We start from the raw sequence: 18089 nt of genomic DNA on the forward strand, positions 1-18089 counted from the left end.
TCCTTCCAGTGTAGAGACAGGTGGCGCCTAGTGATGGGCCGTCCGTCGAACCGCGATGAGCGCTATGAGCAAGTTATGCAGGCATTGGTGCGTTGCGTGGCGCGTTATGGTCTAGAAGGCGCATCTCTCGCCCAAGTCGCAACCGAGGCTGGTCTGACTCGCCCCTTAGTCCGTTACCATCTCGGTAATCGTAGCGAAATGACCCTGGCCTTGCAGGCCTATGTATTGGACAGCTTCGATAGTCAAACCGACGCGCTGGTAGAGGCACTGCCAAAAGCCGATCCCGGCACAGCATTGGTCGAATTACTTTTTGACGATACCTGTGGAACGTCACCGGACATGGTCCTTGCTCTTGCGGCGCTAACGGCAAAAGCTAGTGAGGAAGTCGAATTGCGCGATGCTTGTCGGGCCTCAGTGCTTAATTTTGAGGCCGCCGTGGCTGGCGCTCTTAGAGGTGCTTATCCACAGGCCGGGGCGGGTGCGGTGGACGCGTGCGCCCACGGTGTTATTGCGCTCTACTACAACGTGTCGTCATTACGCCCATTGGAGATGCCTGCGACCTGGTCTGAGACCGCACGCGGTCTCGCTGTGAAGCTGGTCCGAGAGTTAGAGGACTATTCATGACCCGTATGCGCCTTCTGAACTATATCACCTTTGTAATCCTGATGGTCTCAACGGTCATGGGCTACCAATCCCCATGGGGGCTATTGTTCGTCTATTGGACAATTCAAAATTTCTATTCGGGCCGCGCCTTTTTACTTTCGGATGTGAACCGGGACGAGGAACCCGTGCTGTTCTGGTTGACCCAGATTGCCTGGATCGTATTGGGACTGATGCTCGTGGCGCTTGATCTCTTTCCGGTTCAATCCTGACACATGCCCTGAGGAGGTGCCTACATGTCCAACATGCTTCATCTGCTGCCCGTAGAAGCCTATACATCGCAGCATTGGTTCCATCGTGAAATGCGCGACATCTTCTCAAAAACCTGGCGTTACGCGGGGTTCATGGAAGACGTTAGTAAGCCGGGTCAATACATCACCGTGCAAGCCGGGTTGAACAACATCTTTATTGTCATGGGGCGTGACCGTCGCCTGCGGGCGTTTCACAACATTTGCCGCCATCGCGGTACGCAACTCATCCGTGCTGTAGGTAAAACACAAAAGGCACTTACCTGCCCCTATCACGACTGGACCTACGATCTAGAAGGCAACCTGATTTCAGTCCCTGAAGAACAGGAGGAATTCGGACAGATCGATGAATCCTGCCTTGGACTGAAACCAGCCAAGGTCGACATCTGGAAGTCGATGATCTTTGTGCATCCTGATCCGAATGCGCCTTCCATTGCTGACTGGTTTGGTCCGGTTGAACCGCACATTGGCCCGCACGTGCCGGAAGAACTGATTGAATATGGCGAGCTAAAGAGTAGCTACGAGATCAAAGCGAACTGGAAGGCCGTCGTTGAGAACTAAATTGATGTCTATCACTTGAGCCACCTGCATTCGAACACGCTACAGATGTATGATCACAAGGCGGCCAAGTATCACTGGGAGGGTCCGCACTATATGTTTTGGGAACCACCGGTTGAAGAATTCCTGGAAAATCAGGAAAGCAAACTGATTGCGCCTCGTGTCATTCCTGAAGGTGCCAATGGTGCTTGGGTGCCGATGCTGTTTCCCGGTATCGGGCTTGCGGGTTCGGAGGATGGCTGGAACATCTTCATTATCGAACCACTGGAGCCTGAGCTGACCCGCGTTATCAACCGTGGGCGTGTCTCCAACAGTTCTGGCTGGGAGTTCACCAAGCAGTCAATGAGATCATCGAACTTCTGGACGAAATTTGGGCTCAGCGGCAAATATGAGAGCCATGACGCAATGAACGACGATGACCCGATGGTTGCGGGAGACTTCACCGGCGAGGACGTCTATGCCTGTGAGCAACAGCAAAAGTCACTGAAGTCTCCCTATTTTGAGACCGGTCCTGTTGCCACTGGTGAAACCCCTATTGTCGAACATCAGAAAGTCGTCCTTGAATGGTTGGGAAGAGACAAATGACTGCGCGCAGTTTTCATCCGCTGACCGTTCTCGAGACACGCGAAGAGATTGATGGTATGGCCAAAACAGTGATGTTTGATGTGCCATCGCCTCTGCGTAGAGTATTCGGTTGGAGACCCGGGCAACATCTCTCGTTGCGCGTCACGGTGGATGGCCAGGAGCAACGTCGAAGCTATTCGATATCCTCCTCACCTTTCACCGGAGATCCTTTGCGGATCACTGTCAAACGGGTCAAGGGCGGCGTGGTCAGTAATCACATCAACGACACCGTTTCAGCAGGAGACATTATCGACGTAATGCCTCCTTTCGGCAGATTTCACCTCGACCCCAGCGCAACATCGCGGCGCACGCATTATTTTTTTGGCGCTGGATCTGGTTTTACCCCACTGTATTCGATGTTGAGTTCGGTTATGGCTGAAGAGTCTGGCTCCTTCGCGCATGTGGTATATGGCAATCGCAATGAAAAGAGCATTTTGCTCGAGGATGAGCTGAATCGCCTTTGGGAGGCAAATTCTGAGCGTATGTCCGTTCACCATGTCTTTTCTAAGCCGGGCTGGTGGTCAAATGTGCAGTATTGGCGCAAGGGCATTGTGAACAAAGCGGCCATTGAAGCAATGATCGCCGAGAACCCACCCTATGCGCAGGATACACAGTATTATGTCTGCGGCCCTGGGGAGATGAATAATGGAGTGAGAGAGGCGCTTATGTCGCTCGATGTCCCTGTCAGCCGCATTCACATGGAAAGCTATGGCGGTATTGATGATCACGACACAAGCACCATAGGCATAGCCGCAAAAGCAAGCGTAACCCTGGGTGGCTTGGTCCACCAAGTCAATATCTCAAAGGGGCAAACACTGCTCGATGCTATCAAGGGGGCGGGGCTCAAGCCGCCATTCTCTTGTCAGTCAGGTGTCTGCGGTGCGTGCTGTGCCAAGCTCACACAAGGCAGGGTCCATATGCGTGCACGTGAGGCACTTGAAGACGGGGATATTGCAAGGGGCGAGGTGCTAACCTGCCAATCCCTGGCTACGACGGAAACCCTTGCACTCGCCTATAAATAGGCCGTCGGATAGCAGAAATCCCTTGTTCTTTGTACCACGTCGATCGTTAAGGCTCTCGCTTTTAGAGCCGGGTGCCCCAAAGGTGCCGGTCAGGCGTTGCGCAACTACGGCCATTAGACTGGCTTAACATCGGGTCCTTGTTCATGCGAACCAGTCGCTTCAGTAGGCAAACGGCAGTTTTAACTTAAGTCATTGTTTTAAAAGAAACCACAAGCCGTAGCGCGACCGGTGGTCATCAACTCGTGTCAGAAGGGTAATTGGCCTTCGAAGATTTGCGCTATTGCTGACCTCATAGAAGTAAAATGAACCATAGTTTTCCCATTTTAAAATTGCTCATATTATGTAAATCAAATTTTTAGCCAAAGCCCATCTTCAAGGATTACTCTTTGGTGATTGAAAATACACATAGCATGTAGGTTGAACCCGAGTGCGGTTTTTTGAAAATGGAGCCTTTAGCTTACGCTAATGCCTATTTTACTGTCTTGCGACCCGTGAAGTCGCCCTCCCGCATTACTGAAAGTCAAAGGTCAACTGCTGTGAACTACTCAGCATCCTGATTTTTCGCCCCATTGATGCCTCTGCTTTCAATGTAACTTCAGCCGCAGCACGTGCATCCTCTTCAGCATCATGGTGCTCGAATTGAAGCCCTAACACCTTTTTGAGATTGGCCAGACCATGCCCGCCATGGCCGCGTAATTCCGGCCAAGCTTGGCGAGCGATCGCAACGCTGTCTGACCATGTTGACTTCAACACTTGAAATCCCGCAAGCCGACACGCCGCGTCAAAGGCTTTCTCATCGTATCGGCTGTGTTGAATAAGCGGGTATGCCTCAAGAACCGGACGTAGGCTTGGCAATACTTCTGCAAATTTGGGGGCGCTTTTGACAGTTGAAGCATCAATCCCATGCAGTCGCGTATTGCCTTTAGCAAAGGGAGTGCCGGGATCAATATAGGCACTATAAGTTGCGATTGAGTTGTCAAATCCAACACAAGCGAGGCCAATTTGACAGATGCTCGCAATATCGTACCCGGCAGTCTCGACATCTACAGCTATGAACCTCAGATTGTCGCTCAGTGGTTCAGCCTGTTTGAAACAAGTTGGTAAAGACAAAGATGCAGCATTGGCCATGACAACGACTTTCATACGTTCGCAGACTGATGCAAAGACGCACCAATAACTCGCCGGGCTTCTTTTCCAGACCACTCAGCACGCGATGGCAGTCATTAATACAGACTGTAGCGAACAGCGAAAGGGGGCCCGCTTTGACCGATGCTACGCCCTGCTTGAATATCGGCTTTACAGCGATGCTGGGCAGTTATTCGCGCCGACGGGCTAGCTAATATCTGCTTTCAGCCAATTCAGCAGCTTCGTCACGGGCGGTCTTTTCATGATCTCGTTGAACCTATCGTCGTCGGCACAGTTGCAGGCGCTATGATTGTGATGCGGGGACTGTCGGCTGATTGAATGCAGCGGATCAGGTTCCGCCTCGATTCTCCTGATTGCGTAAGGTCAGTGCCGTAACAAGCAAAACCCCCGCCAGAGCCGAAAGCCAGGTGAGACCATCATCGAAGAATACGGCTCCAATTATCGCAGCAAAGAAGAGTGAGATGAAGTTTGCCAAGGACACCAGCGATGGTCCATAGTCTCGCGTCAGATTCAGATAGACCAGTAGCGCAAGCCCTTCACCAACGCCGATCAAGCCGATAGCGGGAATGTTGCCGGTGACAAGATGCCACTCAAAGATACTTCCGGAAATTATACTTCCTGCCAATGTGACCAGCGCAACGACAAGTGCTTGCCCATGCGCCACGCTTATCGCGTCGACCCGTTTCGGCCAACGAGATGCAACAAATACCGTATTGACAGCATAGAGGGTGGGGACTGCGAAGGCAGCCAGAAACCAATCCCAGGAAACTGGATCAGTCGACAATTCTGCTGTGTCCCAAACGATCATAATCGCAGCACCAAAGCCCAACAATACAGCGGCTACCCCCTTCAAGTTCACGGATTCCACACCAGTAAGAACGGCGAGGATGGTTGTGAAAATGGGCATTGTGGAAATGATCACGACGAAGATGAACAAGGGGAGTTTTGGTGCGACAAAAACCTCCAATAAAAATGGCAGTACAAATCCGAGGAATCCGCTGAGAACGTAGAACCCTGCTGCCTCTGGTCTAAGTGGAGGCCATTTGCGGGATGCCGTTGCTATAGCCGAATAGAAAAAGGCTATTCCAAGGATCGAAACTGGGGCAACCAAAAGTGGTGGAAGCCCCGATTGCCCGGCTGATTTCATGGCGGCGAGGCGCACGCTCCAAAGACAGCCGAGCAGGATAAGTAAGACAAGCTTCATTGCGCTATCGCATGTTCATTAACAGTTTGGCCGCAAACCCGATTAGAAGGACGCCAGAGCCTTGTCGGAACCTGTTATATCGCGCCGGTGTCATGAACCGGCTCCTGAAAGCATGTGCGAGTGCCGAATAGGTGGTGAGCGACAGGATGGACAGGCCACAATAGGTCAGGATGAGAATACTCGCTTGTGACGCCATTCCCCGCTCCGGTTCCAGAATCTGAGGGAACAGCGCCATATAAAATAGCAATGCTTTGGGATTGGTGGCTGCCAGTAGAAATGCCTCAAAAAATAGAGTGCAAGCTGGAACTGCTGCGTCGGTCTGAGAGTGTAGAGATAGGGTTTCTGTCCTAATCAATAGTCTGGCGCCAAGCCAGGCCAGATACGCTACTCCCGCCCACTGAAAAAAGGACCAGAGCAAGTCTGACGCCATCACAAAGGACGTTATGCCTGCTGCACAGATAGCACCACCTACGGCAAGGCCCAAAGCATTGCCAAGAATCGTGGGTGCAACCTGGTAGATGCCCAACTGTATCGCGCGCCGCACGGTATTCAGGTTCGCCGGACCTGGTGTGACGATGTTCACGGCCGAGATAGTTGCAAAGGAAACCCAAAGTGCCCAGTTCATTGTCTCTCTCACATTTTGAGGTCGTTGATATGCAAAAATAGAGCGTGAATGCAGAGATGTGCTTGCTGAAATAAAAGTACTTAGTTGATTTTAATCGTGGAAAGTGAGGGGTTTTGGGGTATTTGCATTGGTATGGAAAATACTCTAGATGACCTTGATCGCGCCATTCTCACAGCTTTGGTGAGTGATGCGCGGATTAGCTGGAAAGACCTCGCCGCTGATGTGGGGGTCTCGTCCCCAACAATCCGTGATCGTGTCCGGCGATTGCAGGACAGAGGTATTGTGCAAGTGTTCTCGATTGATATTTCGTCGGCTGCCTTGGGGTATACTCTTGAGGCTGTTGTGCGGTTTCGACCGTTACCGGGAAAGCGCCATGTGCTGGAGCAACAGATTCAGAATACGGATCGGATCGTGCAATGCGACAAGGTTACGGGTGAGGACGGGTTTGTTGCCCGCATACTGCTGAAAGACATTGGAGAACTGGATCCACTTCTTGAAACCTTCGGGCGGATGGCAACAACGAACACGGCGATCGTAAAGTCGAGCCCCGTCAGAATGCGGCCGCCACCGTTCTGAGTTCAGACGCGCGTTGGTCAGACATGTTTCGGGTATTCGTCTAAGTGGCAGCTCATACAGCGTTCGGGGTTGTGTTCGGGGACGCGCGCGGTTGTTTTTGAGATTGTCCTTCCATCAGAAAAATGGAGTGTTTTGATGGAAACTATGGAACGAGATACCGCATATATGGCCTGCCAATGCCGGTTCTTGCGTAGGATGATTGGTTCAACGCAGGAGAACCTAGCAGATGCGGCCGGGTTAACTGTCCGTACAATTCAGAAAGTAGAGAGTGGGTGGCATTCACGAAGGTCCAAACTCTGCGCAGTATCGCGCGGGGTGTCGGGTTTGACGTGGCTGTGTTCGAGAAACCGACGCCGGAACAGGAAGAACGACAGCTCAGGAAGATGCAGCGCGCACTGAGGCAAACTGCTCTTGTGCCAACATCACCTATTAAGAAAGCGAACGACTTTTAGCCCCGCAACAGGGCATGACGGAGACCGCTATGGTCTTGTGACCTTGGATGACCCATGGGAGTTTCCGGAGCAAGATCGCCTGAAGTTGTGATCTCTTCTGGTAAAGTGCTGTGGGTCAGTGGCGATGTCGGTAAATTGGTCCGCCATCGCGCTTTCAACCGGCGTTTATTGCAGCCCCTGACGGGGCTGAACGCTGGCTCCATACCAGGACGATGATCCCTGTAACAGTGACCTGCGCTATCGCAAATACCACCATCGCAGATTGAAGGCCGAGCATATCCGCAAGTGCTCCGCTGGCGATTACGGGAAGTGAGAAGCCGAAGTAGGCGTAGATAAATAGCCCGGCCGTTGCGCGCGCCCGATCATCTGGCGCACGCAAGGAAACCTCTGCCAATGAGGCGAGATAGGTGAAACCGTAGCTCGCTGCGCTGGTGATGCAGGTGCCAAGAAGAACAAATGCCAGTACCTTTAGCCAGACACCGGCAAGAAGAACCAGAAAACCAAGCGGGATCAGAATGAAACCTAGAGCGAGGGCGCGCGCGTTGGACATACGCCGGGCGATCGGCTGGCACAAGAACCCCACGAAGATAGCCAGAAAAATGACGAGACCGGTCCATCCTCCGAGATTGTTTTCAGCCAGTTCCAGTGGAACGACAGCGATGGTCATGCCAGTGGTGGACCATGCCAGGGCCATCGCGGCCCCGAAGACCCACGTTCCCGTAGGGAACACCGGCAGACGCACAAGCGAAACCGGCCTCGGCTTGTCGACACGAGGCAGGGTCAGGGCAATCAATGCCAGGACCGGGGCCGCTACGAAAAGCGCAATGTAGCTGACTGGTAAGAGAGTATGACCTTGCAGGCCGAGACTGATACCGGTTGCCAGAGCGCCGCCGCCAAAACCAAGAGACGTAGCCGAGGTCACAATGACAGCCGCGTTCCTAGCGCGATCTGCGCCCAGGATTTCAGTCATATAGGCGGTTCCGGATGTTGTTGCGACGCCGGTGCCGATCCCGAGCATGAAACGTGCGATCACCAGACTGATCCAGCTTGGGGCTTGTACGAGAAGCGCTGTCGCAACGGTGCCAAGGATCAGTGCCAAGGCAATCGGAAACCGCCGCCCGATCCGGTCTGATAGGCCGCCGAGCAGCAAGAGCGTTGGCATAAGACCCCCGACATAGGCTGCAAATGCAACCGTTACAGCTGTCGCGCCCACCTCACTTTCCGTCGCATAGGAATCGTAGAGCGGGGCCTGAAGATTCACGGCAAATGTCACCGCAAACAGACCAAGGGCGAGAATAGAAACCGGGATCACTTTGGACATGGGTGGACCTCGCAGATTGACTTGAGATCGAAATGCCATGACGAAATGAACATGACAATTTTTCAATTGTACTAGATACAGTGTGATAATGAAGACACCCGACTACGTGCGTTTGGCCGACATGCTTCCTATCGAATGGTAACTGGCTCCGGGTACTAAGCTGTCGACCCATCGGATCTCTGCGGAACAGGCTGGTGTGGCCCTCGCAACTGCAACAAATACTTACAGAGTGCCTGATAAAAGAGGCCCAATTATCGGCGAAGCTGGTCGCGACATATTCGCCCGCGCTCTCGGAGGGCAGCCAACACTCGGCGTTCTACAAACTGCCGCCGACGGTCTTGTCGATCTTATCTTTAATATGCTTGGCGATGCAGGTGACGCGACCGATACGCTGACCTATTCAGGCTTCGAATTTATCGCTGTCCTACATGGCCTTGAACTTGTTCCCGTATCGACGCCGGGATCGAGAAGTCAGCGGTCGAGGCAATCGCAAGCCAGCGGCGACTCCGCGATGCGCTACCGACCGTGCAAGAGACTTTGCCGGTTTTACTTCGTTTCGCGGTCGAAAAGATCAGTGAGACGACAATGGAAGACATCTTCCAAGCTAAACAGCTCGACGATGGGCAGGATGTCCTCCGCCACCTCCGGGCTTTGTTGAATGAACTCAGTGGAGCCCCGGTCCTGCATCACACTGAAGAGAGCGAGCCCTACTGGGTAGGAGGATCGGACAACGGCCGCAAAGTTGAAATTCTAATCGAATGCCTCAAAGGTATGTTTTGTCATGCTCAGAAAACCAGCGACTGGCTCTCTGCTGCTCCGTTCCCGCCTGTAAGATTTAGCGGTTCCGCTTTACAGCACCGGAACTCATCAGGCGACGGCACCAGACGGCGGTGAGTGTTGGACAGCCTAGCGCCACCAACTTGCTTCCCTGGCGAGATCCGACTGCACCATCGAGAAGGGCCGCAGGAGTGCTGCGGCCCTTGTTCAGTTCCTTGGTTCAAGGACGGATCTACACCGCGGATTGAGCGACGCCTCAGAGAGGTCTATGTCGCCGTTTCGGTGAGAGGTGAGCCAAAAACCCACCAATCAAGCCCATTCCCCGACCGAGACCCCAATGTGCACACTTTGCTTGCACAAAATGTCTGAGAACCCCGAAAAAATTGCAAACATCGGCTGTCGGTACATTCACACGCAGAACGACATCAGAAACCGCTTACTCAGCCACATTTGGAGTGGCCGCAGCTGCGGCAGGTCATGCAGCCTTCGACCATTTGCAGGTCATATTGGCCACAGCTCGGGCAGGGTTTGCCGCGGGGGGCGTTGAGGGAGACAACCTCCGCTTTTGGATCTGATTTCAGACCCATCCCTTCGCCTTCGAGAAAACCGGTGGCAACCATATGTGTTTCGATCACGCCGCCGATCGCTGCGAGAATGGAGGGGATGTATTTTCCCTGCACCCAGGCCCCGCCGCGGGGATCAAAGACCGCTTTCAGCTCTTCCACGACAAAGGACACATCACCGCCACGGCGGAACACGGCTGAGATCATCCGGGTCAGGGCCAGCGTCCAGGCGTAGTGCTCCATGTTTTTGGAGTTGATGAACACCTCAAACGGGCGGCGGTGGCCGTTGATGATGATGTCGTTGATGGTGAGGTAGATCGCGTGCTCGCTGTCCGGCCACTTCAGCTTGTAGGTGTGACCTTCCAGCGATTGCGGACGATCCAGCGGCTCGGACATATAGACCACTTCTGCCGCACCGGACTCGCTGATATCGGCCTCATGGGGGGCATCGGCGGTTTCACCTGGTGCCGTGTCTGCGCTTTCACTCACGGAGAGCACAGAGCCGGTCACGTCATTCGGGCGGTAGGTGGTGCAGCCTTTGCAGCCCAGATCCCAGGCCTGCATGTAGACATCCTTGAAACTGTCGAAGGAGATGTCTTCGGGGCAGTTGATGGTCTTGGAAATCGATGAGTCGATCCATTTCTGCGCCGCAGCCTGCATTTTGACATGCTCCGACGGGGAGAGCGTCTGGGCGTTGACGAAATAGTCGGGCAGCTCTTTGTCGCCGAATTTGTCGCGCCACATCTGCACGGCGTAGTCGACGACCTCTTCCTCGGTGCGGCTGCCGTCTTTTTGCAGAACCTTACGCGTGTAGGCATAGGCAAAGACCGGTTCGATACCGGAGGAGACATTGCCCGCGTAAAGCGAGATGGTGCCGGTGGGGGCGATGGAGGTCAGCAGTGCGTTGCGGATGCCATGCTCGCGGATGGCGTCGCGCACGTCCTCATCCATGTCCATCATGGTGCCCGATGCCAGGTAGGCGTCCGCATCGAACAGCGGGAAGGCGCCTTTTTCCTTGGCAAGATCCACCGACGCCAGATAGGCCGCGCGGGCGATCGCGTGCAGCCAGTCTTCGGTCTGACGCGCGGCTTCGTCTGAGCCATAGCGCAGGCCAAGCATCAACAGGGCGTCCGCCAGACCCGTCACGCCAAGGCCGATGCGGCGCTTGTTCTGGGCTTCCTGTGCCTGTGCGTCCAGCGGGAATTTGGAGACGTCGACGACATTGTCCATCATCCGCACGGCAGTTGCGACCAGGTTCTTCAGCCCCTCGGGGTCCAGTTCGGACTCCTTCTCGAACGGGTTTTTGACCAGACGCGCCAGGTTGATGGAGCCAAGCAGGCAGGCGCCATAGGGGGGCAGGGGCTGTTCACCACAGGGATTGGTGGCCGCGATCTGTTCCACGTAGGACAGGTTGTTGGCCTTGTTGATGCGGTCGATAAAGATCACGCCCGGTTCGGCATAATCATAGGTGGCCTGCATGATCTTGTTCCACAGATCGCGCGCTTGCACGGTCTGGTAGATCTTGCCGTCAAAGATCAATTCCCATGAGCCATCAGCCTTGACCGCTTCCATGAAAGGATCGGTGACCAGAACCGACATGTTGAACATGCGCAGGCGGGCCGGGTCGGATTTGGCAGTAATGAAGGCTTCGATATCGGGGTGATCGCAACGCATGGTCGCCATCATCGCACCGCGGCGGGAGCCTGCGGACATGATGGTGCGGCACATTGCGTCCCAGACGTCCATGAAGGACAGCGGCCCGGAGGCGTCTGCCGCGACGCCTTTTACATCTGCGCCGCGCGGGCGGATGGTGGAGAAATCATAACCAATGCCACCACCCTGCTGCATGGTCAGCGCGGCCTCTTTCAGCATGTCGAAAATCCCCGACATGCTGTCCGGCACTGTGCCCATGACGAAGCAGTTGAACAGGGTTACCTGCCGCGCGGTGCCGGCACCTGCGGTGATGCGGCCAGCGGGTAGATACTGGAAATCCTCAAGCGCACTATAGAATTTGTCTTCCCAGGTCTTGGGGTCGCTCTCCGCCCGCGCCAGATCGCGTGCGATGCGGCGCCAGCTGTCCTCAACTGTCTGGTCGATGGGGGTGCCATCGGCCTGTTTGAAACGGTACTTCATGTCCCAGATCTGTTCGGCAATCGGGGCGGCAAAACGGCTCATATGGCGAATCCCTATGGTCGGTCGTGGCTAAGGTGGCGGCCTGCCTACACCAGCCGCGCTGCGGTCCTCAACGCTGAAATCACATTGAGGCGTAAATTTATCCTTATCATACCACAACACCTTGTCGATCTGCCAGTCCGACCTACAATATAGGGTTCATACTCTGGACGACTCTGTGGGCATCTTGTGGATAACTATATCAATCTTGTGAAACTTTCTGTTGGGACTGAAACCGTTGACGGGCTGGCGGCCTGGCAGGCGGAGTACCGCAAGCAGCTGCCTGAGGGGTTGCCGCGCCATGTCACGCGGATGTGGCCCAAGCGTGAGGCGGAGATCCTCAATGGCGGGTCGATCTACTGGGTGATCAAGGGGCAAATCCAATGCCGCCAACGGATTTTGCGATTGGATGAGGTGATCGGTGGCGACGGTGTCCGGCGCTGTGCCATTGTTTTGGAGCCGGAAATTCACCGGACCCAGGTGGCGCTGCGTCGTCCGTTTCAGGGATGGCGCTACCTGAAGCCCGAGGATACGCCACCGGACCTGCCAAAGGGGCGAACGGCGGAAAAGCCATTGCCGCCCGAACTGTCACAGGCGCTTGCCGAGATCGGGGTGATCTGAGCAAGCGGGTTTTGCGCCTGCGAGAACGCTGAAGCCCCGATTGGGGCCACTGTCTGGGCGTCAGGTCTGATCTTTGAGGGTAGGCTGACCGGTTATGAGCTTTCTTTGCCGACGTTTTCTTCAAATGCGGTTTTGAAGGTGGCTTGTTTTTCTGCAGAGGCGTCGGTCTGATAGGTCGTCTTCCACTCATCCATGGTCATGCCGTAGAAGATTTCGCGGGCTTCTGATTTGCCCATCTCGATGCCGCGCTCATTGGCCGCTTCCTGATACCAGCGCGACAGGCAGTTACGGCAGAAACCGGCGAGGTTCATCATGTCGATGTTCTGAACGTCGGTGCGATCTTCCATCAGATGCTGTCGCAACCTGCGAAAAGCGGCGGCTTCGAGTTCGATCTGGGTTTGCTTGTCCATGTCGGGCTCCATCTGTGAAAACACCCGATTGACTAACAGCTGCGCCTGGACTGGGCAACTGATGACAGGGCGGGCAGGAGAATAGATCAATCGGCGGGCCGTTGGGGGCTCGAAAACTACGCGCCATATGTCATCTGTCCGTCGTCATTTGGTGATGAAGCGTTAGGGGAGTTGCGGCAAAATGGGATTTAGGCGATAAGCGCCGCAGAAATGTTTGCGATAACACCGTTCCAGCCGATGAAGAGGATGACCCCATGAGAAGATCGCGCAATGTAAAGATTGTTGCCACCCTTGGGCCGGCATCCGAAACCTATGAGACCATTCGCGCGCTGCATGAAGCGGGCGCAGATGTGTTTCGCCTGAACATGTCCCATGGCAGCCACGAGGAAATCGCGGCAAAACATGCGATCATCCGCAAGGTTGAGGCCGATCTGGACAGCTCCATCGCCATTCTCGCCGACCTTCAGGGGCCGAAGCTGCGGGTAGGTGTGTTTGCCAACGGTTCAGAAGAACTGGTTGAGGGCGCGTCCTTCCGTCTGGACCTGGACGAGGCCGAAGGTGACGTAAACCGGGTCTGCCTGCCGCATCCTGAAATCTTCGAGGCGCTGCAGGCCGGTGCTCATCTTCTGGTCAACGATGGAAAGATCCGCCTCAAGGTTGAGACCTGCGGCAATGATTTCGCCAATTGCACTGTGACTACCGGCGGAACCATCTCAAATCGTAAGGGCGTGAACGTCCCCGATGTGGTGCTGCCGCTGGCGGCGCTCTCGGAGAAGGATCGCGGCGATCTGGAATTTGTCTGCGGGTTGGGCGTGGACTGGCTGGCGCTCTCCTTTGTGCAGCGCGCGAAGGATGTTTACGAGGCCCGTGGGCTGGCTGATGGCCGCGCGGCGGTGCTGTCGAAAATCGAAAAACCAGCCGCCGTCGACAACTTCGACGAAATTCTGGATGCCTCCGACGGGATTATGGTTGCACGTGGTGATCTGGGTGTTGAGTTGCCTGTCTCTGCTGTGCCGCCGATCCAGAAACGTCTGGTGCGCCGCTGCCGTGCGGCCGCAAAACCTGTGATCGTGGCCACCCAGATGCTGGAAAGCATGATCGAAAGCCCGATGCCGACCCGTGCAGAGGTCTCCGACGTGGCCACCGCGATCTATGAAGGCGCAGACGCCATCATGCTCTCTGCTGAATCAGCGGCGGGCCAGTATCCGATCGAGGCTGTGCAAACGATGGACAACGTCGCGACAGAGGTGGAGGTCGATCCGACCTATGTACAGATCATTGCGGCATCACGTTCTGCCAAGGGCGATACCGTTGCCGATGCCATCGTGGCTGCGGCGCGCGAGATTGCGGAGAAGACCGAGATCAAGGCCATCTGCTGTTACACCCAGAGTGGCACGACTGCGCTGTTGACCGCGCGGGAACGTCCTGGTGTGCCGATCATTGCGCTTACACCATTGGCGCGCACCGCCCGCCGCCTGGCGCTGAGCTGGGGATGCAACTGTGTTGTGACCACAGATCAAGACCGGTTTAAAGGCGCTGTTGTTGGCGCCGCCCGCGCCGCGCGGTCTGGTGGGTTCGCAGGCGAGACGGATCAGATCGTTGTCACCGCCGGTGTGCCGTTCAATGTTCCGGGCACCACCAACATCCTGCGCGTGGCGCCCTGTGATGAACGTTTGATCTACAGCACCGACCCGGAGTAACCTAAACGCGTCTTACCTGGATGAGGACGCGCAGCATGGATACGGATCTGGCACTGGTGCTTGGGCTCTTGCTCACCTTTTTGGCAATCCCCGCTCTTTTGTCTGCCGCAAGCGACCGCCGCACCCCCAGGGTGTCGGCGGTTTTTCTTGTCCTGGCGGTTGGTCTGCTCCTATATGCGTTCAGCACCAAATCCGGGGGCTATCAGATTGATGATATCCCCAAGGCAATTTTCCGGGTGATTGGCAGATTTACCTGACCGTCGCGGCGGGGTGATTGTCGCAGCGGGTCCCGTCAGGCCTGAATATGAAATCTTGGTGTTTCAGATGAAGAATCCGCTTGCCCTTATGGCCCGGCTTGCGTAAACGGCACCCCTGTTCGCGTGGCCGGCCCAGAGTGGCATGCCGAGTCGCGCATAGACCGAACCCGCATTGAAGGAGACGGAAATGCCCAAAATGAAGACAAAATCGAGCGCTAAAAAGCGCTTCAAAGTGACCGCGACCGGCAAGGTCCTCGCAGGTCAGGCCGGCAAGCGCCACGGCATGATCAAGCGGACCCGCAAGTTCATCCGCGACGCCCGCGGCACCACTACCCTGTCGGCACCCGACGCAAAGATCGTCAAGGGCTTCATGCCCTACGACCGCTAAGAGGAGATCTGAGATATGTCCCGCGTTAAAGGTGGTACCACAACTCACGCCCGTCACAAGAAAGTCATCAAGGCCGCAAAAGGCTATTATGGCCGCCGCAAGAATACCTTTAAGGTAGCGCGTCAGGCCGTTGACAAGGCAAACCAATACGCAACTCGCGACCGTAAGAACCGCAAGCGGAATTTCCGCGCACTGTGGATCCAGCGGATCAACGCAGCTGTGCGTAGCCACGACGAGGCTCTGACATACTCCCGCTTCATCAACGGCCTGACCCTGGCCGGTATCGAAGTGGACCGCAAAGTGCTGGCCGATCTGGCTGTCCACGAACCCGAAGCTTTCGGTGCGATCGTGAAGCAAGCACAGAGCGCCCTGGCTGCCTAAGTTCAGGCACAGGATCATTTCAAGCGGGCCGTTCTGAAAAGAGCGGCCCGTTTTGCATGTCGCGCCCCTATTTGCCCTTATTCGTCCGGTCTGTGGCGTCGCGGCAGGCGTCGGGTGCGCGTGGGGGACTACCGGATTGCCGCGATTGCGTTCAGATTGGCTGCGAGCCGGTGCAAATGCTTGCTTTCAGCCTCTGCTGTGATAGCAGAGCGGCAGCATTATTCAGGGGACCGTCATGGACGATCTTAAAGCAAAATATCTCGGGCAGATCGCCGATGCTGCCGATGAGAACGCGCTGGAGGCCATCCGGGTCGCAGCTGTTGGCAAAAAAGGCGAAGTGAGCCTTAAGATGCGCGAGCTGGGCAAGATGACGCCCGAAGAGCGGCAGGTCGCAGGGCCGGCTCTCAACGCGCTGAAGGACGAGATTAACGCGGCACTGTCTGCGAAAAAAGCAGGGCTTGCGGATGCCGCACTGGACGCGCGTCTGCGGACCGAATGGCTGGATGTCACGCTGCCGACCCGCCCGACCCGCAACGGCACGCTGCATCCGATCAGCCAGGCCAGCGAAGAGCTGACAGCGATATTTGCCGAGCTGGGGTTTTCCGTTGCCGAAGGTCCGCGCATTGACACCGACTGGTACAATTTCGATGCGCTGAACATTCCCGGCCATCATCCGGCCCGCGCCGAGATGGACACCTTCTACATGCACCGCGCGGAAGGCGACAACCGCCCGCCGCATGTGCTGCGCACGCACACGTCGCCAGTGCAGATCCGGTCGATGGAGAAGATGGGCGCGCCGCTGCGCATCATCTGTCCGGGTGGTGTGTACCGTGCCGACTATGACCAGACCCACACGCCGATGTTTCATCAGGTCGAAGGCCTCGCCCTCGATAAGGACATCTCGATGGCCAACCTGAAGTGGGTGCTGGAAGAGTTCGTAAAATCCTACTTCGAGGTGGACAGCGTCGACCTGCGGTTCCGGGCCTCACATTTCCCCTTCACAGAGCCGTCGGCAGAGGTTGATATTCGCTGCTCCTGGAAAGATGGCACGCTGAAGATCGGGGAGGGCGATGACTGGCTTGAGATCCTCGGCTCCGGCATGGTGCACCCCAAGGTGATTGCGGCCGGCGGGATTGACCCCGATGTCTATCAGGGCTTTGCCTTTGGCATGGGCATCGACCGGATTGCGATGCTGAAATACGGCATCCCGGATCTGCGCGCCTTCTTCGACAGCGACCTGCGCTGGTTGCGCCACTATGGGTTCCAATGCCTGGACGTGCCGACGCTACACGGTGGTTTGAGCCGCTAAGTTTTAAACAATTTAGATCGCGCATCGCCCACCTATCGTAGGTGGGCGTTGTGCGTTTTTGGGTACATCTCCCGGTCCTCAGGCAGGGCAGGACCTACGGTCTTTCGGTAGAAAGAAGGGGGCCTACAATAAAAGTGGGAGCAGCCGCGCCTGCTAAGGGAGCGAGCACGACTGCGAACGTTCCCGCTCTCTTCCCGCCCCACAAATATGTGACGTGACAAGGCGCTAACGTTGGTTAGTGTCGGGGAAATGATGCGATTTGTTCTGCCCCTTGCTGCCGTCCTGACTGCCACCTCTGCCCTCGCGATGGGGCCATGGAAGGGCAATGCTGCCCCTTGCGGCGCAGACGTGGCCTGTGCGTTGGGCGAACGGTCTTATCACGTTCTGGAGCCGGAGGGCTGGGACGGCGTCTCGCCTCTACCGGTTTTGCTGCATTTTCACGGATGGTCCCGGACGGGCAAACATGCGCAACGCTCTGACAGGGTGGGGGCCTCGGCAAAGCGGCGCGGAGTCCTGCTGGTGACACCCAACGGTCGCGGCAAGAGCTGGAACTTCTGGGCTGCAAGCACCGAAGATGTGCCTTTTGCTGATGCGGTGCTGGCCGATGTGAACAAGCGCTATCCTGTCGATCAGAAGAAGGTCTATGTGTCCGGTTACTCCTACGGATCCGCAATGGCCTGGCGCTATGTCTGCCAGAGCGGCGCGGATGTGGCGGCGCTTTTGGCGGTCGCGGGGAGCATCGATCAGACTGAGACCTGTCCGCAGGCCCCTGAGGAGGTGCGTCATGTACATGGTCTTGCCGACCAGGTTATGGATTTTCCGATGGGGCCGGGGGAGGATGTGACCTATCCGGTGGCTCTGTGGCGGCGGGCATTTGGTTGCGAGGGCGCGGGCGCGCCGCAGAAGGACTGGCAGGCGCGCAGCTTTCTGACCTTCTCTCGCACCAGCTGGAGCTGCGCGGGGCACGATGTCACGCTTGATCTGCATCCGGGCGGGCATTTCATTCCACACGGTTGGATCGGGCGGCAGCTGGATGAGCTTTTGGGTCTCACCCCCAGCTATCCTTAGGCCCTGA

20 protein-coding genes are annotated in these 18089 nt (G+C 56.1%); 14 read left to right on the plus strand and 6 right to left on the minus strand.

Annotation, left to right across the window (positions count from 1 at the left end):
• The first annotated feature begins 30 nt into the window (after positions 1-30).
• The 5 genes from phaeop14_RS03015 to phaeop14_RS03030 are packed head-to-tail and all read left to right on the plus strand — an operon-like array spanning position 31 to position 3112.
• Entirely contained in the window at positions 31-624 is a 594-nt protein-coding gene (locus phaeop14_RS03015) for a TetR/AcrR family transcriptional regulator (protein WP_145957390.1), read from the plus strand.
• The gene (locus phaeop14_RS03020) at positions 621-872 is read left to right on the plus strand and encodes a hypothetical protein (protein ID WP_096788715.1); all 252 of its coding nucleotides are present in this window, start codon (positions 621-623) and stop codon (positions 870-872) included. Before phaeop14_RS03015 ends, phaeop14_RS03020 begins: the two co-directional genes overlap by 4 nt.
• A 24-nt stretch (positions 873-896) precedes the next feature.
• Positions 897-1469 carry an aromatic ring-hydroxylating oxygenase subunit alpha gene (locus phaeop14_RS19800; protein ID WP_217521297.1) on the plus strand — a complete coding sequence of 191 codons (573 nt, stop codon included), beginning with the start codon at positions 897-899 and terminating at the stop codon, positions 1467-1469.
• Between the two features lie 45 nt (positions 1470-1514).
• Positions 1515-2051, plus strand: coding sequence for an SRPBCC family protein (locus phaeop14_RS19805; protein ID WP_217521299.1), 537 nt, complete (start codon positions 1515-1517; stop codon positions 2049-2051).
• Positions 2048-3112 (plus strand): ferredoxin--NADP reductase, encoded by a 1065-nt coding sequence (locus phaeop14_RS03030; protein WP_158524505.1) that lies wholly within the window; start codon positions 2048-2050, stop codon positions 3110-3112. Before phaeop14_RS19805 ends, phaeop14_RS03030 begins: the two co-directional genes overlap by 4 nt.
• A gap of 510 nt (positions 3113-3622) precedes the next feature.
• On the opposite strand, the gene phaeop14_RS03035 is transcribed toward phaeop14_RS03030, so the two are convergent.
• The 3 genes from phaeop14_RS03035 to phaeop14_RS03045 all read right to left on the minus strand — a co-directional run bounded on the left by phaeop14_RS03035 (position 3623) and on the right by phaeop14_RS03045 (position 6087).
• The gene (locus tag phaeop14_RS03035) at positions 3623-4240 is read right to left on the minus strand and encodes an exonuclease domain-containing protein (RefSeq protein WP_096790213.1); all 618 of its coding nucleotides are present in this window, start codon (positions 4238-4240) and stop codon (positions 3623-3625) included.
• Between the two features lie 346 nt (positions 4241-4586).
• Complete coding sequence (locus tag phaeop14_RS03040; protein ID WP_096788717.1) at positions 4587-5462, minus strand: DMT family transporter; 876 nt, start codon at positions 5460-5462, stop codon at positions 4587-4589.
• A gap of 4 nt (positions 5463-5466) precedes the next feature.
• Positions 5467-6087 (minus strand): LysE family translocator, encoded by a 621-nt coding sequence (locus tag phaeop14_RS03045; protein ID WP_096788718.1) that lies wholly within the window; start codon positions 6085-6087, stop codon positions 5467-5469.
• Between the two features lie 84 nt (positions 6088-6171).
• Between phaeop14_RS03045 and phaeop14_RS03050 the strand changes: the two genes are divergently transcribed.
• Positions 6172-6663, plus strand: a complete 492-nt coding sequence (locus tag phaeop14_RS03050; protein ID WP_244905802.1) for an Lrp/AsnC family transcriptional regulator — start codon at positions 6172-6174, stop codon at positions 6661-6663.
• Positions 6664-7269: 606 nt separating this feature from the next.
• Here phaeop14_RS03050 and phaeop14_RS03060 read toward each other — a convergent pair.
• Complete coding sequence (locus phaeop14_RS03060; RefSeq protein WP_096788720.1) at positions 7270-8436, minus strand: MFS transporter; 1167 nt, start codon at positions 8434-8436, stop codon at positions 7270-7272.
• Positions 8437-9021: 585 nt separating this feature from the next.
• Here phaeop14_RS03060 and phaeop14_RS19810 point away from each other — a divergent pair.
• On the plus strand, positions 9022-9330 hold the full coding sequence (locus phaeop14_RS19810) for a hypothetical protein (protein ID WP_145957391.1): 309 nt from the start codon (positions 9022-9024) through the stop codon (positions 9328-9330).
• A 323-nt stretch (positions 9331-9653) separates the two neighbouring features.
• Here phaeop14_RS19810 and phaeop14_RS03065 read toward each other — a convergent pair whose 3' ends face one another.
• On the minus strand, positions 9654-11951 hold the full coding sequence (locus tag phaeop14_RS03065) for an adenosylcobalamin-dependent ribonucleoside-diphosphate reductase (RefSeq protein WP_040172341.1): 2298 nt from the start codon (positions 11949-11951) through the stop codon (positions 9654-9656).
• Positions 11952-12137: 186 nt separating this feature from the next.
• On the opposite strand from phaeop14_RS03065, the gene phaeop14_RS03070 reads away from it, so the two are divergent.
• The gene (locus phaeop14_RS03070; RefSeq protein WP_040172343.1) at positions 12138-12569 is read left to right on the plus strand and encodes a DUF1489 family protein; all 432 of its coding nucleotides are present in this window, start codon (positions 12138-12140) and stop codon (positions 12567-12569) included.
• Positions 12570-12661: 92 nt separating this feature from the next.
• Here phaeop14_RS03070 and phaeop14_RS03075 read toward each other — a convergent pair whose 3' ends face one another.
• Positions 12662-12979, minus strand: a complete 318-nt coding sequence (locus tag phaeop14_RS03075; RefSeq protein WP_040181660.1) for a DUF1244 domain-containing protein — start codon at positions 12977-12979, stop codon at positions 12662-12664.
• Positions 12980-13233: 254 nt separating this feature from the next.
• On the opposite strand from phaeop14_RS03075, the gene pyk reads away from it, so the two are divergent.
• From pyk to phaeop14_RS03105, 6 genes are all read left to right on the plus strand, one after another.
• The gene (gene pyk / locus phaeop14_RS03080; RefSeq protein ID WP_040181558.1) at positions 13234-14679 is read left to right on the plus strand and encodes a pyruvate kinase; all 1446 of its coding nucleotides are present in this window, start codon (positions 13234-13236) and stop codon (positions 14677-14679) included.
• A gap of 35 nt (positions 14680-14714) precedes the next feature.
• Positions 14715-14936 (plus strand): hypothetical protein, encoded by a 222-nt coding sequence (locus phaeop14_RS03085; protein WP_096788721.1) that lies wholly within the window; start codon positions 14715-14717, stop codon positions 14934-14936.
• 187 nt (positions 14937-15123) lie between these two features.
• Entirely contained in the window at positions 15124-15324 is a 201-nt protein-coding gene (gene rpmI / locus phaeop14_RS03090) for a 50S ribosomal protein L35 (protein ID WP_014873788.1), read from the plus strand.
• 15 nt (positions 15325-15339) lie between these two features.
• Positions 15340-15705 carry a 50S ribosomal protein L20 gene (rplT, locus tag phaeop14_RS03095; RefSeq protein WP_014873789.1) on the plus strand — a complete coding sequence of 122 codons (366 nt, stop codon included), beginning with the start codon at positions 15340-15342 and terminating at the stop codon, positions 15703-15705.
• Between the two features lie 235 nt (positions 15706-15940).
• On the plus strand, positions 15941-17014 hold the full coding sequence (gene pheS, locus phaeop14_RS03100) for a phenylalanine--tRNA ligase subunit alpha (RefSeq protein ID WP_040181555.1): 1074 nt from the start codon (positions 15941-15943) through the stop codon (positions 17012-17014).
• Between the two features lie 249 nt (positions 17015-17263).
• Positions 17264-18082 carry a CE1 family esterase gene (locus tag phaeop14_RS03105; protein ID WP_040181553.1) on the plus strand — a complete coding sequence of 273 codons (819 nt, stop codon included), beginning with the start codon at positions 17264-17266 and terminating at the stop codon, positions 18080-18082.
• Positions 18083-18089 lie beyond the last annotated feature (7 nt).

This window comes from Phaeobacter piscinae (assembly GCF_002407245.1).
GTDB classification, from domain to species: Bacteria; Pseudomonadota; Alphaproteobacteria; order Rhodobacterales; family Rhodobacteraceae; genus Phaeobacter; species Phaeobacter piscinae.